The sequence below is a fragment of the Moraxella sp. I5G genome, from assembly GCF_055193055.1.
In genome coordinates, this window is record NZ_JBUXLH010000006.1 from 39,697 (window position 1) to 54,134 (window position 14,438).

13 protein-coding genes are annotated in these 14,438 nt (G+C 36.0%); 8 read left to right on the forward strand and 5 right to left on the reverse strand.

The features are described 5' to 3' along the window. Window positions 1–76: 76 nt before the first annotated feature. Genes ACZBKJ_RS04570 through ACZBKJ_RS04580 form a run of 3 tightly spaced genes read right to left on the reverse strand, consistent with a single transcriptional unit; the run spans window position 77 to window position 3,122 of the window. The gene (locus tag ACZBKJ_RS04570; RefSeq protein ID WP_463199749.1) at window positions 77–1,447 is read right to left on the reverse strand and encodes an XcbB/CpsF family capsular polysaccharide biosynthesis protein; all 1,371 of its coding nucleotides are present in this window, start codon (window positions 1,445–1,447) and stop codon (window positions 77–79) included. 1 nt (window position 1,448) lies between these two features. Then, entirely contained in the window at window positions 1,449–2,888 is a 1,440-nt protein-coding gene (locus tag ACZBKJ_RS04575) for an AMP-binding protein (RefSeq protein WP_463199750.1), read from the reverse strand. A gap of 3 nt (window positions 2,889–2,891) precedes the next feature. After that, on the reverse strand, window positions 2,892–3,122 hold the full coding sequence (locus ACZBKJ_RS04580) for an acyl carrier protein (protein ID WP_463199751.1): 231 nt from the start codon (window positions 3,120–3,122) through the stop codon (window positions 2,892–2,894). A gap of 314 nt (window positions 3,123–3,436) precedes the next feature. On the opposite strand from ACZBKJ_RS04580, the gene ACZBKJ_RS04585 reads away from it, so the two are divergent. From ACZBKJ_RS04585 to paeA, 8 genes are all read left to right on the forward strand, one after another. After that, window positions 3,437–4,552, forward strand: coding sequence for a Stealth CR1 domain-containing protein (locus ACZBKJ_RS04585; protein ID WP_463199752.1), 1,116 nt, complete (start codon window positions 3,437–3,439; stop codon window positions 4,550–4,552). Between the two features lie 15 nt (window positions 4,553–4,567). Next, window positions 4,568–5,431, forward strand: coding sequence for a UTP--glucose-1-phosphate uridylyltransferase (locus tag ACZBKJ_RS04590; protein WP_463199753.1), 864 nt, complete (start codon window positions 4,568–4,570; stop codon window positions 5,429–5,431). Between the two features lie 8 nt (window positions 5,432–5,439). Then, the gene (gene pgi, locus ACZBKJ_RS04595) at window positions 5,440–7,065 is read left to right on the forward strand and encodes a glucose-6-phosphate isomerase (RefSeq protein WP_463199754.1); all 1,626 of its coding nucleotides are present in this window, start codon (window positions 5,440–5,442) and stop codon (window positions 7,063–7,065) included. 10 nt (window positions 7,066–7,075) lie between these two features. After that, a complete protein-coding gene (locus tag ACZBKJ_RS04600; RefSeq protein WP_463199755.1) occupies window positions 7,076–8,362 on the forward strand; it encodes a UDP-glucose 6-dehydrogenase in 1,287 nt (428 codons plus the stop codon). A gap of 21 nt (window positions 8,363–8,383) precedes the next feature. Further along, a complete protein-coding gene (gene galE, locus ACZBKJ_RS04605; RefSeq protein WP_463199756.1) occupies window positions 8,384–9,409 on the forward strand; it encodes a UDP-glucose 4-epimerase GalE in 1,026 nt (341 codons plus the stop codon). 26 nt (window positions 9,410–9,435) lie between these two features. Beyond that, window positions 9,436–10,041, forward strand: coding sequence for an RdgB/HAM1 family non-canonical purine NTP pyrophosphatase (gene rdgB, locus ACZBKJ_RS04610; protein ID WP_463199757.1), 606 nt, complete (start codon window positions 9,436–9,438; stop codon window positions 10,039–10,041). Between the two features lie 61 nt (window positions 10,042–10,102). Beyond that, on the forward strand, window positions 10,103–10,867 hold the full coding sequence (locus ACZBKJ_RS04615) for a YciK family oxidoreductase (protein WP_463199758.1): 765 nt from the start codon (window positions 10,103–10,105) through the stop codon (window positions 10,865–10,867). Between the two features lie 27 nt (window positions 10,868–10,894). Further along, window positions 10,895–12,226, forward strand: a complete 1,332-nt coding sequence (paeA, locus tag ACZBKJ_RS04620) for a polyamine export protein PaeA (protein WP_463199759.1) — start codon at window positions 10,895–10,897, stop codon at window positions 12,224–12,226. Window positions 12,227–12,236: 10 nt separating this feature from the next. Here the strand turns inward: paeA and ACZBKJ_RS04625 are convergent, their stop codons facing one another. Together ACZBKJ_RS04625 and ACZBKJ_RS04630 are read right to left on the reverse strand one after the other, a co-directional pair. Then, a complete protein-coding gene (locus ACZBKJ_RS04625) occupies window positions 12,237–13,397 on the reverse strand; it encodes a DUF1615 family protein (RefSeq protein WP_463199760.1) in 1,161 nt (386 codons plus the stop codon). A gap of 108 nt (window positions 13,398–13,505) precedes the next feature. Next, a complete protein-coding gene (locus ACZBKJ_RS04630) occupies window positions 13,506–14,402 on the reverse strand; it encodes an acyl-CoA thioesterase (protein WP_463199761.1) in 897 nt (298 codons plus the stop codon). Window positions 14,403–14,438 lie beyond the last annotated feature (36 nt).

The following is a 14,438-nucleotide window of genomic DNA, read 5'->3' on the forward strand; positions in this document are numbered from 1 at the left end:
TCTGAAAACTTTTATGTTTTCAGACGACCTTTATTGTTAATACACTAATCAAACTACCATATATCTAATTTATATTTTAATTCAGATTAATGTCCGAATCAGTGATATGGATGTCCAACAGCAAATTATTGATAATGGTATTGGACAAGAATACTGTATTTCCTGAAAAATCTATGTGCTTTTGAATTTTTTCAAAGTCAAACTCACATAATACAACTGTAGGCAATGCTTCTTTCAGCTCTTTAATATCCGGATAAAACTCTGATACCTTAGCCGATGAAATGACCACTTGATTTTCAAGGTTATGATCAATTACATCTGGTAGCTTTTTGAAAGTCTCCAAAATCGGCGTACGGATAGAGTGCAGATACAAAGGATCTTTGCCACCATAGTATTTATGGTTGCCCAAAAATGGGTCGATTGCAAAGGTTTTGTACCCACCAATTAAGCCGTGATATACCGCCCCTGTACCGCCTGATGATGCACCGCAAATGACTACGTTTTTCTTATCTATGCCATAAATACTCATCAGGCTCTTAATGAAACGCTGGATATTGTCTTCAATATTTTCATCAAACTTTGTATTCAACCCATGACTACCAAACGCGTCTGATACATCAGCCATACGGATGATATAAGTATTTGGCATAATGCTGTTGCTGATAAATGGAAATGGGTGGCTATAATAACGGTCAACCATATTCTCATTACTCTTATTGGTATAAGAGAACAACACCAATAGGTTTTTCTTGTTGGCACTCAATACTTTCGGTGCTTCAACAGTATAAATGACATTTTCCAACTCATGGAAAGAGTCTGGGAAATAAGCCAAAAGATCTTTATAACTGTGCTTGTTCACACGGCGGAACACACTTACACCCATTTTGTGTTCAACAGCTAAAAAGCCTCTATTATTTAGCTCATAAACATAATCACTTAGACCATGATTCCGAGCATAGCTTAGGAAAAACTCATTACTGTCGCCTTTAACACCAATGTATTGAACTTCCGGCTCATCCAAATACTCGGCTAAATTAATGCCTTTATTTTTTTCAACATTCAGGATGTAGCACAGTTCGCTGCCAAGATAGATGGAAGTAACTTCTAAAATCTCACTAAATTTATCCTCAATTTTTGCCCAATCGGCTTCAGCAAATTTAAAAGACAATGTTGTCTTTTCTTGGTTAACCGATTGTGGGTAACTTTCATAGACTTCTGAAATATGTTTCAAAAATTTTGGAAAACCAGAAATTTGAGAAACCTTGCTCTTATTACGCTCAATAAAGTTAAAGGTTTGACCTAATGTTGAATAGCTGACACTGACAAAATAGTCGTTCAACAGAAAATCAAACACTATACTTTGATTATCATAAATCCAAGCAGAAACCTTTTGAGAATCAATCTTGGCTTTTCGTAAGATGTTTTGCTGAATTTTATATAAATCCATTTTATAAACCCTGTTGATATTTTTCCAACAATGCTTTTTTGTCGGTTTTGTGGTTGGTGCTGACTGGAATTTCATCAATGTGAATAAATTCAGACGGCATCATGTAAGACGGTAAATTTTGTACTAATGCGTCTTTGATCGCCTGAGTATCTGCACTTTGCTTGGCTGTATAGAAACACACCAAACGCAATACTGCGCCTGTGTTGCGCTTCAACGCCACTACTGCCACATTATCAAAGGCAAATTCCTTAAGGTTAAGGATTTTTTCTTCAATTTCTGAAAGTTCGATACGGTAGCCATTGAGCTTAATCTGCTCGTCTTTACGGCCTTGTACATAGAACAATCCATTTCTTTCAAAACCGTAGTCACCTGTTTTATAAGTGCGGTTATCTGCACTGTGTACTACCAAGCGTTTAGCATTTTCAGTTTCGTTGTTCAGATAGCCACGCATCACATGATTACCGCTAATCCAAATCTCTTCGTCAACAATCTCTAATTTGGAATTAAGCACGGCAACGCCTACAGGCAACTCTTCTTCTGCCGCCAGCATATCAGGTGTAATATCAACGTAAGTTGTTGCTACAGTAGCTTCAGTCGGACCATAGGTATTGATAACGCGGACACCGGGAAATTTTTGAAAAATCATATTTACTACTGGTTTGCCAAGTTTTTCGCCACAGAACAAAAATTCTTTCAAACTCGGTAAAGTAGCCTGACTGCATTTAGGGTTAAGCAGCTGCTGCATGGCAAAAGAAGGCGTGGAAACCCAAGTAGTAATTTGTTGTTTGGCCAAAAAATCAATCCAGGTGGCAGGATTAGAAATAGCGTCACGACTGTTCATGACAATGCAACCACCGTAAGCCAAGTTGCCAAAGATTTCGTACATTGACAAATCAAACGCAAACGGAGCCTGATTCATGAATACATTAGGTGCGGCTAAATTAAGCTGCTCTTTCATCCATTTCATCAGGTTAAACACGGCTTCACGACCGATTTGCACACCCTTAGGTGCGCCGGTTGTTCCTGAAGTAAACATGATGTAAGCCAAATCTTTTTCAGCCAGCTCTACTTCTTCGTCAGTCTGCTTTTCAAAAGTTTGCGTTGCCGAACGGTATACAAAGCGTGCTTTCGACAGTTGGCAGATATTGTTCAGACGGCTTTCAGGATAAATACTATCCACCGGAATAAAAGGGATTTTGTTTAATAAGCAGGCATAAATTGCCACTGCAAAATCAATTTCTTTATGGCCGTGCAACACCAAAGGAATGTTTTTAGTAATAGCTGCTATGCTTTTGTAAGCCTCGATAAATGCGGCTATTTTTACGCGCAACTCTTCCCAAGAACATTCCTGAGTATCATTAACTAACGCTTTTCCCGAAGTTTGGCTGAAACGGTATTCCAAAAAATCATCAAGATTTTGGAATTCATTTAATTGTTTCATGATTTAGCCTTTGTAATTATTTTCAACATATTGAATGATATTGGCTGAGTTTGCCAAAATATCAACCAGTTGCTCAAACGGCAAATCAACATCAAATTTTTGTTTGATGGCCATAACCAAATCCATTGCGCTCACAGAATCAATAAGTCCTGTAGACAACAATTCTTCATTTGCTGACACTTGTTTTTGTGCAACTTGTGAAATTAACGCCAAAACTTCATTAGAGATAGTCATGATATAACCTTGTATTAAATACTGAAATACTGATAGGATGAAATTGGTAATTTTATCATAATTTCAAATAATATCATAGTTATTTTGCGCCCAATCTACATAGTAGATGAAAAATAGCTATTCTACGTTGTAGATTTTTTTGTTATTATATTTTATAATGGGGAAAGCGTGTGATAGGTGATAGATGTTTTTTTATAATTAAAAAATTAATTGAATAATATTAATGTGCAATGATTTAAGATTAAATGAATCATAAAGATAATCATACGCATACTTTTAAGACATTAGGTTTGTTTTTTAATTGGAAGATAATAATGAAAATTAATTTAAAAAAATATAAGCAAAAAACTAAAAAATTTATTAAAAATCCTATCATCTTTTCTCGAGATTATTTGAATAAGTATTATCCACAATCTTATACTGAATTGAAAATAGATGAAGTTTATGAACTAGCCTTATCATCATATATAGAATCTGATTATGTTACTGTAGGCGATGATATGGCAGTTGATGTGGTATACACGTGGGTAGATAATACAGATAATCAATGGCAGGAAAAGTATAAATATTATAAAAATCAAGATAAACAGAATAATATTGGAGCATTTGCAACTGACATAGCTCGATTTAGTAACCATAATGAATTATATTATTCTATTAAATCAGTTAAAAAGTTCTTGCCATGGGTCAGAAATATCTATATTGTTACTGATGAGCAGATACCTCTTTGGCTGCATGAGTTCTCTGACATATTTTTAATAAATCACTCAGACATAATTGATAAAAAATATTTACCAACTTTTAATTCCCATGTAATAGAATCATTTTTATATAAAATACCAAACTTATCAGAAAATTTTATCTATTTTAATGATGATGTATTTGTTGCAAAATCTCTAGAGAAAAAACATTTTTTTAGTGCCAATAATTTAGCCTCATTATTTATCTCGGCAAAAAATTTGCAAGATATGAAAAATAAGAAAATAAACACAGCAACATTACATGCTTGTTTTAATTCAATTAACTTACTAAAAAATCACTATCAAATCAGTATAAACAACACATTAATTCACACTTATTACCCACTTAAAAAATCAGCTTATGAGAAAGCATGGCAATTGTATAAGAAAGAAATTGAAAGTTATTTATCCAATAAATTTCGTAGCAATAATGACATCAATATGGCAACCTTCTTGGTCCCATGGTTAATGTATTGCGAGGCCAAATCCACTGAAAGAATTGATGTCTGTTATTATTTTAATATTCGTTCTCCAAGTGCAGTTAGCTACTATAGACAACTTTTGGAATTAAAAGAAAAAAAGATTTGCCCACATTCATTCTGTGCTAATGATTTTAACACCGAAAATCCCAATCAATTAGCTGACTATAATAATAAATTGCTTGTTTTTTTAAATAGTTATTATGATTAATTTGGAGTGCATATAATGAAATTTCCTACCCACGCCATCATTCCTACTGCAGGTTTTGGTACTCGCATGTTGCCTTTATCAAAAGCTGTTCCAAAGGAACTTTTACCATTGGGTAATAAGCCTGCGATTCAATATGTTATTGAAGAGGCGATTGCTGCTGGTATTAAAAATATTGTATTGGTTAATCATGCCCAAAAACAAGCTATTGAAAATTATTTTGATACAAACAGTGAACTTGATACCCAGCTTCGCAGTAAAGGTAAAAATAAACTAGCAGATAGTTTGGATTTTTTGCCTAAAGATGTCAAAATTATTAGTGTTAGGCAGGGCAGGCCATTGGGGTTAGGTCATGCAGTCCTGCAAGGGCATGCAGTAATTGGCGATAATCCTTTTGCGGTTTTACTTCCTGATGTGGTACTTGATCCGTTTGCTGGTCAATATGCTACCAAAAATCTAACCTTTATGCTGGAACAATATGCCAAAACAAAACGTAGTCAAATTTTAGTGGACCCCGTTGCGGTGGAAGATATTGATAAATATGGCATTGCTGAATTGGAAAATCAGCAAAATATTGTCAAATCAGATACCAATAAAACATTTGCAGTTAAAGGTTTTGTAGAAAAGCCGAGTCCAAATGTAGCCCCATCAAATTTAGCGGTTGTTGGTCGTTATGTTTTTGATAATGCAATTTTTGATTATTTGGAGAAAACAGCTCCAAGTGTGGGCGGTGAAATTCAGCTGACTGATGCTATTGATGCTTTGATTGGCAGTCAAGGCGTAGATGTGGTTACCATGACTGGTAATAGTTTTGATGCAGGCGATATGCAAAGTTACATCAAAGCTTTTATGCATTTTGCCAACCAACAGATAAGCTTATAGGTGATGCAATGGCTGCTTGGGAGCGTTTGGAAGAACTTGCTTTATCAAAACCAAACTTAGAACAGTTATTCACTGATAAAACTCGCGCTGAACGTTATATTGTATCGGCATGTGATATGGTCATGGATTTTAGTAAGCAGTTGATTGATGATGAAATTTTAAACAATCTCTTGAAGCTTGCTCAACAAAAACAGCTTAATCAAAAAATACACGCTCTATTATCTGGTGAAAAAATAAACGATACCGAAAATCGTCCAGCACTACATACAGCTTTACGTCTGCCTAGGGATGAAACGCTTTTTGTGGATGGTTTTAATGTTAATTGTGCCATTCAAGAAAGTTTGGATAAAGTTGCTACAATCAGCGAGCGTATTCGGGTTGGTATTTGGCGAGGTTTTAGCGGTAAAGCAATTACTGATGTGGTAAATATTGGCGTTGGAGGTTCAGATTTAGGACCTTTGATGGCAACATTTGCGCTTGATGAGTGGTCGAAAACCAATATTTGTGTTCATTTTGTGTCCAATATGGATGGTACCCAGATTCATCAGCTTTTAAGTGTGTTAAATCCTGAAAGTACCTTATTTATCATTTCATCTAAATCTTTTGGTACAATTGATACATTATCAAATGCCAAAACCGCTCTAGAGTGGCTAAAATCTGTTCATCACAACACGCAAAGTATTTTGCGTCGTCATTTTATTGGTATTTCTACCAAACCTGACAAAATGAGCGATTGGGGAATTCATCCTGAAAACCAGCTCCTGCTTTGGGACTGGGTAGGTGGTCGCTTTAGTATGTGGTCGGCAATTGGGCTTGCCATCGCGATTAAAATTGGCATGCCCCAGTTTCATCAGCTGCTTCTTGGGGCACACGAGATGGATAAGCATTTTGCTAAGACCGATTTTCGGCAAAATTTACCTGTATTGCTTGGGCTTATCGGAGTTTGGAATAGTACATTTTTAAATATTAACGCCCATACCGTATTGCCTTATGATGGTAGATTATCTTATTTCCCCAATTATTTAACCCAGCTTGAAATGGAGTCAAATGGTAAATCTGTAAATCGCCAAGGGCAAGCGGTGGACTATGAAACATGTCCAATTTTGTGGGGAGATATTGGTTCAAATGCGCAGCATGCTTTTTATCAGCTATTGCATCAAGGCACGCGTGAGGTTTCTTGTGATTTTATTGCGCCAATTAATCGTTATCATGATAAGCAGCAGCCCAACCCATTTTTAATCAACCAACATAAATTAGCATTGGCAAATTGTTTGGCGCAAAGTCAAGTTTTGGCATTTGGCAATTATGCTTTAAAAAATCAAACCAGTGATAAACAGGAAGTTTTTAAGCATTATCGAGGTAACCAGCCATCAACTACTCTCTTGTTAAAGAGTTTAACACCTAAAACTTTGGGTTCATTGATTGCTTTGTATGAGCATAAAGTTTATGTAATGAGTGTGATTTGGCAAATTAATCCATTTGACCAATGGGGTGTTGAAATTGGTAAGGTGATGGCAAATAATGTGTATGCGGATTTATTAAATAAAGATGCTGTCTATGATTATGATGCTTCAACCAATCAATTATTAACATTAATTAAGACCCATCAAAATCACAATTTATTAACGAGTTAGGGGGATTTTGATGAATTTATATAAAAAAAATACCTATATTATTGGTGCAAGCCATGAAGCAATGAATTCGGCAATCTTATTAGCTAGTTTAGATATGCCAGTTACGCTGATTGCTAGTCAAAAAAATATAAATAACACATTACGCCATTATCAATTTGACAGACAAATGGATGTATTGTGGCATTTATATGTATCTCAACAAAAAATAAATTTATGGTATGATAAAAATAGTTTTTTTACTGAAGATTATTTAAATCAAGACGCTATTTTTTGGGTGTTTACTGATGAGTTAAGTCCAGATGATTTGGAAAAACTTTGTCAATATTGTCAAAACCCTCACAGTCAGATTATTTTTAGTGGAATGGATGATATTGGCAACATAGATAAAATTGCTAAAAACATTCATTCATCTTGGGTATATTATTTACCATTTATATTTATGAAGGATGGGGCAAATTTTAATTCATTATTTAGTCCCGACTTAGTCCTGATTGGTGAAAAAACTAAAAATAGTCATTTGTATTGCCAGATATTGATGTTTTTTATAAATCATGCTTATAAAATCCATTTAACCGATATTAAAACTGCTGAATTTGCTAGAAGTAGTATTATAGGCATGCTTGGGGCGAGACTTTCTTTTATTAATGAGTTGGCGCGTCTTGCTGATAGCGAGCAAATTAGCATTAAAGAAATTGAAAATATTCTTCGCAAAGATAAACGTATTGGCAAGGCTTATTTGTCAGCAGGATGGGGCTTTGGAGGGCGTTCACTGCCAAAAGAGCTTGTAAATTTAAAAGAAAAATTTAAAGAAAATAAAGTAGAGACGGCGCTTATTGAATCCATTATTAATATTAATGAAGATCAAAAGGAACTAATTTTTCGTAAATTTTGGCAATATTTTCATGGTTTTATTGATAATAAAACGGTGGTGATTTGGGGGGCAGGTTATAGAAATGAGGCAGGAATTACTGCAAATTCTGCCATACATCCTTTGTTGAAATTGCTATGGTCCTATAATATTAATACTTATATTTATAGCAATAATACCACCAGTGAATTAGAGGATATGTATGGAGATAATGATTTATTTACTATCATTGATCATCCATACCAAAAACTAAAGGAAGTAGATGCGCTATTTATTATTAATTGGTCTCTTGTATTAAAACCAGATATTCATCAGTTAAATCAAATCAGATTGCCAATTTTTGACGCTAAAAATATTTTATCTCAAGAAGATATCCGTGATTATCAGGGTGATTATTTTGGGATTGGTGAGCAAAAAAATAGAAGTTAATCATATATAAGATTGTTAATTATGAAAAAAATTCTGGTAACAGGTGGGGCAGGTTATATTGGTTCACACACATTGATTGAGTTGATTGGTGCGGGTTTTTCTCCTGTGGTTTACGATAATTTGTCCAATTCTAGCTTAGTTTCCCTCCAAAGAGTTGAAGAAATTGTTCAAAAACCCATTGATTTTATTTTCGGTGATGTGTTGGATAAAGCAGAGCTAAAAAAAACATTTGATAAATATGAATTTTTTGCAGTGATTCACTTTGCAGGATTAAAAGCTGTTGGTGAGTCGGTGGTCAAGCCAGTTAAATATTATCAAAATAATGTCGCTGGTACCCTGAATTTACTAGAAGTCATGAATGAAAAAGGTGTAAAAAACTTTATTTTTTCATCATCAGCAACTGTGTATGGGCATCAAGAAACATTACCCTTTATAGAAGATATGACGCGCTCTGCAACCAATCCTTATGGGCAAAGTAAACTGATGGTGGAATACATTATGGAAGATTTGGCAAAATCTAAGCTGGATTTTAATGCCATCTCCTTACGATATTTTAACCCTATTGGTGCCTATCATACCGGTACAATCGGTGAAGACCCAAGTGACATTCCTAATAATTTAATGCCTTACATTAGTCAGGTTGCGGTTGGGAGATTGGAGAAATTATCCATCTTTGGTAATGATTACGATACCATAGATGGTACAGGCGTACGCGATTATATTCATGTTGTTGATTTGGCAAAAGGTCATGTGGCTGCGCTTCAATATCTGGTAAATAATAAAAAACCAACCGGATTTTTGGCAGTTAATTTGGGAACAGGTAAAGGCACCTCAGTACTTGAGCTTGTAAATGCCTTTGTTAAAATCACAGGACAGAAGATTCCTTATGTGTTTGCACCCCGCAGAAGTGGCGATGTGCCCGCTTATTACGCCAGTAGTGAAAAGGCTAAAACACTCTTTGGTTGGCAAGCGCAGTTTGATATTGAGCAAATGTGTGCTGATACCTGGCGCTGGCAAAGTAACAACCCAAATGGCTATCAAAAGTAAAATTACCAATGAGTGCGGAATAAATTATGCAAAAATGGGTTTTAGCATCCAATAATCAAGGAAAATTGACTGAATTTCAGAACTTATTTGATAAGGCGAATTTGCCAGTGTACATCGTTCCCCAAGGACAATTGGGAATTGATGATGCTGTAGAAAATGGATTGAGTTTTATAGAAAATGCTATCATTAAAGCTCGCCATGCCAGTAAAATAAGTGGGCTGCCGGCGATTGCTGATGATTCTGGATTGTGTGTGCCTGCGCTAAATAATATGCCAGGAATTTATTCGTCTCGATTTGCTGGCAAACATGGCGATGATAAAGCAAATAATGTCAAACTTATTCAGGAATTGAAGTGTTTTTATCCAAATGGTGTCAAAGGCGAGTTCGTTTGTGTCTTGGTGTTTGTGCGTCATGCTAATGACCCTTTACCCGTTATTGCTGAAGGACGTTGGTTGGGGAAAATTCTGGATAAAGAAGCGGGGGAAAATGGCTTTGGTTATGACCCATTATTTTTTATTCCTGAATTGAATAAAACTTCCGCTCAACTGGATAAAAATCTTAAAAATACCATTAGCCATCGAGCAAAAGCGATGAATGAATTGCTGAAAAAATTGCAATTCATAGACTTTTAGAAAATTTTTATCACAAACATTCTTATGTTACAATGAGTCATCATTATTTTAAGGAAATTTCATGCTGACTCATGAGCAAATTCGTGCTGCCAAACTTGTTGATAACTGCTTAAAAGATAAAATTATTTTAGTTACTGGAGCAGGTGACGGCATTGGGCGGACAGTCAGTCTTTTTTATGCCAAATATGGTGCTACTGTACTTTTACTGGGTAGAACCCAAAGTAAATTGGAAACGCTTTACGACGAAATAGAGGCACTTGGCTATGCAACACCTGCAATTTTGCCAATGGATTTTGCAAAAGCAACATTTGCTCAAATGAATGAATTGTCATTGTTGATTCAAAAAGAATTTGGCTACTTGGATGGTATAGTACACAATGCGGGGATTTTAGGGGCATTAACACCTTTAGAAATGTATGACCCAATCACCTTTGAAGAGGTGATGAAAATTAATTTTACTGCACCTTTTATGCTGACTCAGGCGTTATTTGGGCTTTTAATGAAGGCAAAAAGTGCATCTGTAATTTTTACCAGCAGTAGTGTGGGAGCAAAACCCAGAGCATTTTGGGGAGCGTATGCCCTGTCAAAACAAGGTTTAGAGGGTATGAGTGATATTTTTACTCAAGAAACTCAAAACCATACTACACTGCGTTTTAATACCATTAATCCCGGCGCGACACGCACTAATATGCGTGCCCATGCTTTTCCAGGTGAAGACCCCAACTCGTTAAAAACTCCCGAAGAGATTATTACACCCTATATTTATTTAATGACTGATGATGCCTCAGGCGTTAAAGGTAAAGTTATTGATTGTCAGCCAAAATAAATATTATCTAAATTATTATTTATAATCATGGACTTACTACGAAATTTATTTTTAATTCTTATCTTGATTTTGGTATCAAGTTTTTTTTCCATTGCAGAGATTTCTTTGGCGGGCGCAAGACGGGTTAAACTTCAATCATTGTCTGAATCAGGCGATGTGCGTGCTAATAAAATTTTAAACTTACAGACTCATTCTGCTGATTTTTTTGCTACCAGCCAAATTGGTTTAAATGCTGTAGCTATTCTGGGCGGTTCTGTTGGTGAAGGAGCTTTGCGCCCCTATTTTTCGGTACTCATTGGACAGTTTTATCAAGGACAATGGCTTGAAAGCATTGCTTTTTTCTCATCATTTGTGTTAGTTACTTTGCTATTTATTTTATATGCTGATTTAATCCCTAAACGTATTGCAATGATTAATCCTGAAAGAGCCGCTTTGGCTGTGATTAATCCTGTGTTATTGGTGATTACTCTGGTTAAGCCATTGGCATGGTTTATTAATGTGATTGCTAATGCCACTTTTCGTATTTTTAATATTAATACCACTCGTGAGGACAGCGTTACTTTTGATGATGTGTCAGCAATTATGGAGGCTGGTGCTGAGGCAGGCGTGGTGCTGCAGCAAGAGCAGCATTTGATTGAAAATGTCTTTGAATTAGAAGAGCGTACAGTGCCATCGTCAATGACTGCTCGGGATGATGTGGTTTTTTTTACCATGAATGAACCAGAAGACAGCATACGTCAAAAAATTGCCGATTATCCATATTCAAAATTTTTGGTATGCAATGAGCATATCGACCAAGTGATCGGCTATGTAGATACCAAAGATATTTTGATGCGGATTTTAAATCATAAATCATCATTTCAACTTAATGAAGCCATCATTCGTAACGTTCTTATTATTCCAGATACATTGACTTTATCTGAGCTTTTAGACCGTTTTCGTGCTAGCAAAGACAAAATTGCAGTTGTAGTAAATGAATATGCCCTTGTTGTTGGGCTAATTACACTATCTGATGTCATGATGACGGTAATGGGCGATTGGGTGGTTCAAGAAACTGAAGATTTACAAATCATTAAACGCAGCGAAAATTCATGGTTGATAGATGGACTGACTCCTATTGATGATGTTAAACATGCTTTAGAAATTGATGAATTTCCTGATTGGGACCATTATGAGACCTTGGCGGGTTTTATCATGTATCGTTTACGAAAAATCCCTCGCCCTGCTGACTGGGTGGAGCACGCAGGTTATAAATTTGAAGTGGTAGACATTGACCACTACAAAATCGACCAATTACTGGTTACCCGATTACCCACCTTGTCATCTGAGGAAATCAATCAAAATCTTGATAAAGAGTAAGCTGTTCATTTTAATAAATTTTTAATTTTTTTGCGGTTGTCATGCACGTCTGATAGCGTTTATCCACGTTGGTGGCAAACCAATTAGTATTGTAATCTTTGCTAAGTTTAGGACCTGAAATCACAACTTGCGGCATGATAGCATAACTGTATTTACCTTTATTTTTTTCTTTGTATAATTCATTGATTTTTTGGTAAGTCTGTGTACTTTCAAAGCTCTGTCGCTTTTCCTTTTTTAGGTCGCTGCGAATTTGCCAGTCGGGTGTTGGGGTTTTACCGGTGCTTAAGATGGATATAAGCGCTTGTTCTGTTTGGCTTTTTTTATCAGACACGCCGCCGTTACTATAAAGCAGTAAATCGCCATCAATATCAAGTTTTTTACCTGATAAAACGGCAACTCTTTGCTGAAAAGCAGCGTTGCGACTTGAATACATTCCCGAATTGTAATCAGCAAAACGATATAAAGGTTTGTCATAATCAGCTTTATACAACATCAAACGATGAATTCCATAATAAAGACCACCATATTGCCCATACATATCATTGCGCAATGCTCGGTCGCTCATGCTGGCACGTCGGTGATTTCTAGCATAATTAATATGCACCTGCATTGAGCCTAAGGTAGTAATTGGATTGACTCGCTCATCTAGACCCTCGCCTGTGATTTTAACCACATCAGTCAGTTTGGAAACTTTATATGTACTGGTAAAATAATCAAAGATGGTTTGATACAGCTCATCAAGTTCTTTTTCAGTTTTGACTTTTTTAATTTGAGAGATAAAATTATTATTTTTACTGGGTTCGTTTTGTAGCATATTACGAAAAACTTTTGCTAAAGGTTTACCAAGTTTGTCTTCTAGTTTTTCATCAATGGCTTTTAGGGACGCTTCACCAAGATTTGGCACACTAGGGTCGGCATTAAAATTGGATTCTTGGTCGACAACAGCAATCACTGTACAAACGTTTTGTACGTCTTTATGGATTTTTAGGGTGTCAAAAATATCGCTGATGTCTTTTGCCCAACTGGGTCGGTTTTTAACGCGAGTAGGAATGAGTTTGGCGATTTGTTCGCTATTAATGCTTTTGGTGGTGGGTTTAGTTTCTTCAGGCAAACAGGCGGTTAAAAAAAATGCACTGGTGCTTAGGGTGATAAGAGGAACTTTTTTTAGCATAGCGTGTGTTGTCTTAAAAACAAAATATTTTGAGCATTATAAGTGAGCAAAATCTTTATTTAATTGCCCACTGTTTAGATTTTGTAATCAAACTTGACTTAAGTCAATTTAATCATTTTCCAAAACGCGCATCAAACCTTCTTGTTGGGTAGTGGCAACCAATTTACCATCTTGCCAAAATTGCCCATGATTAAGACTTTTAGCATGGCTTGTAGTATCACACCACATGTCATAAAGCAGCCACTGCCCAATATCAAATGAACGATGAAAATGCATACTATGGTCAATGCTAGCAATTTGAAGGTTTGGCGATAAAAAACTCACCCCATGAGCCATGAGTCCTGTGCCCACTAGATAATAATCTGATGCAAAGGCTAATAGCGCTTGATGAACTGCCAACGGCTGGTTTGCAAGCTCATGGATGCGTAACCAGTTGGTTTGATGGGGCTTGGTGGGCTTTGGGTGCACAGGGTCTCTTGGATTTACTGGACGAATTTCCACATGCCGTTTTCGCATAAAACGCTGTTTGAGCGCATCTGGAATTTTGCCAACATAGTCGTCTTTTAAACTTTGTTCATTTTTTAGGCTTTCAGCGGGCGGATAGTCTGGCATGGTTTCTTGGTAGTCCAACCCGTTTTCTGGAAATGAAAACGATGCAGTCATAGAAAAAATCACCTGTTCTTTTCTATCATCGCCAATATACTGAACCGCAACAATTTCACGAGCAGACAGACTTTTGCCATCTCTAAGCCGTCTGACTTGGTATTCTACAGGATAACGAATATCACCACCGCGTAAAAAATAACCATGTAACGAATGACACGGTTTGTCAGTATCTAAAGTTTTTGCACCTGCCATAAGCGCCTGAGCAAGAACTTGTCCACCAAAAACACGTTTACCAACATAATCAAAACTCTCACCAACAAAAACATTGGGGGCGGTTTGTTGTAAATCTAAGGTTTTAAGTAAGTCATTGATTAAAATTTGATTGGAAGTATTAGGCATAAGTTTTAACGCTATTAAATAAATGTTTTTTAAGTT

Bases quoted from the DNA above. Each gene is read 5' to 3' on its own strand.
- ACZBKJ_RS04570 (WP_463199749.1), bottom strand. From the start codon at position 1,447: ATGGATTTATATAAAATTCAGCAAAACATCTTACGAAAAGCCAAGATT.
- ACZBKJ_RS04575 (WP_463199750.1), bottom strand. From the start codon at position 2,888: ATGAAACAATTAAATGAATTCCAAAATCTTGATGATTTTTTGGAATAC.
- ACZBKJ_RS04580 (WP_463199751.1), bottom strand. From the start codon at position 3,122: ATGACTATCTCTAATGAAGTTTTGGCGTTAATTTCACAAGTTGCACAA.
- ACZBKJ_RS04585 (WP_463199752.1), top strand. From the start codon at position 3,437: ATGAAAATTAATTTAAAAAAATATAAGCAAAAAACTAAAAAATTTATT.
- ACZBKJ_RS04590 (WP_463199753.1), top strand. From the start codon at position 4,568: ATGAAATTTCCTACCCACGCCATCATTCCTACTGCAGGTTTTGGTACT.
- pgi (WP_463199754.1), top strand. From the start codon at position 5,440: ATGGCTGCTTGGGAGCGTTTGGAAGAACTTGCTTTATCAAAACCAAAC.
- ACZBKJ_RS04600 (WP_463199755.1), top strand. From the start codon at position 7,076: ATGAATTTATATAAAAAAAATACCTATATTATTGGTGCAAGCCATGAA.
- galE (WP_463199756.1), top strand. From the start codon at position 8,384: ATGAAAAAAATTCTGGTAACAGGTGGGGCAGGTTATATTGGTTCACAC.
- rdgB (WP_463199757.1), top strand. From the start codon at position 9,436: ATGCAAAAATGGGTTTTAGCATCCAATAATCAAGGAAAATTGACTGAA.
- ACZBKJ_RS04615 (WP_463199758.1), top strand. From the start codon at position 10,103: ATGCTGACTCATGAGCAAATTCGTGCTGCCAAACTTGTTGATAACTGC.
- paeA (WP_463199759.1), top strand. From the start codon at position 10,895: ATGGACTTACTACGAAATTTATTTTTAATTCTTATCTTGATTTTGGTA.
- ACZBKJ_RS04625 (WP_463199760.1), bottom strand. From the start codon at position 13,397: ATGCTAAAAAAAGTTCCTCTTATCACCCTAAGCACCAGTGCATTTTTT.
- ACZBKJ_RS04630 (WP_463199761.1), bottom strand. From the start codon at position 14,402: ATGCCTAATACTTCCAATCAAATTTTAATCAATGACTTACTTAAAACC.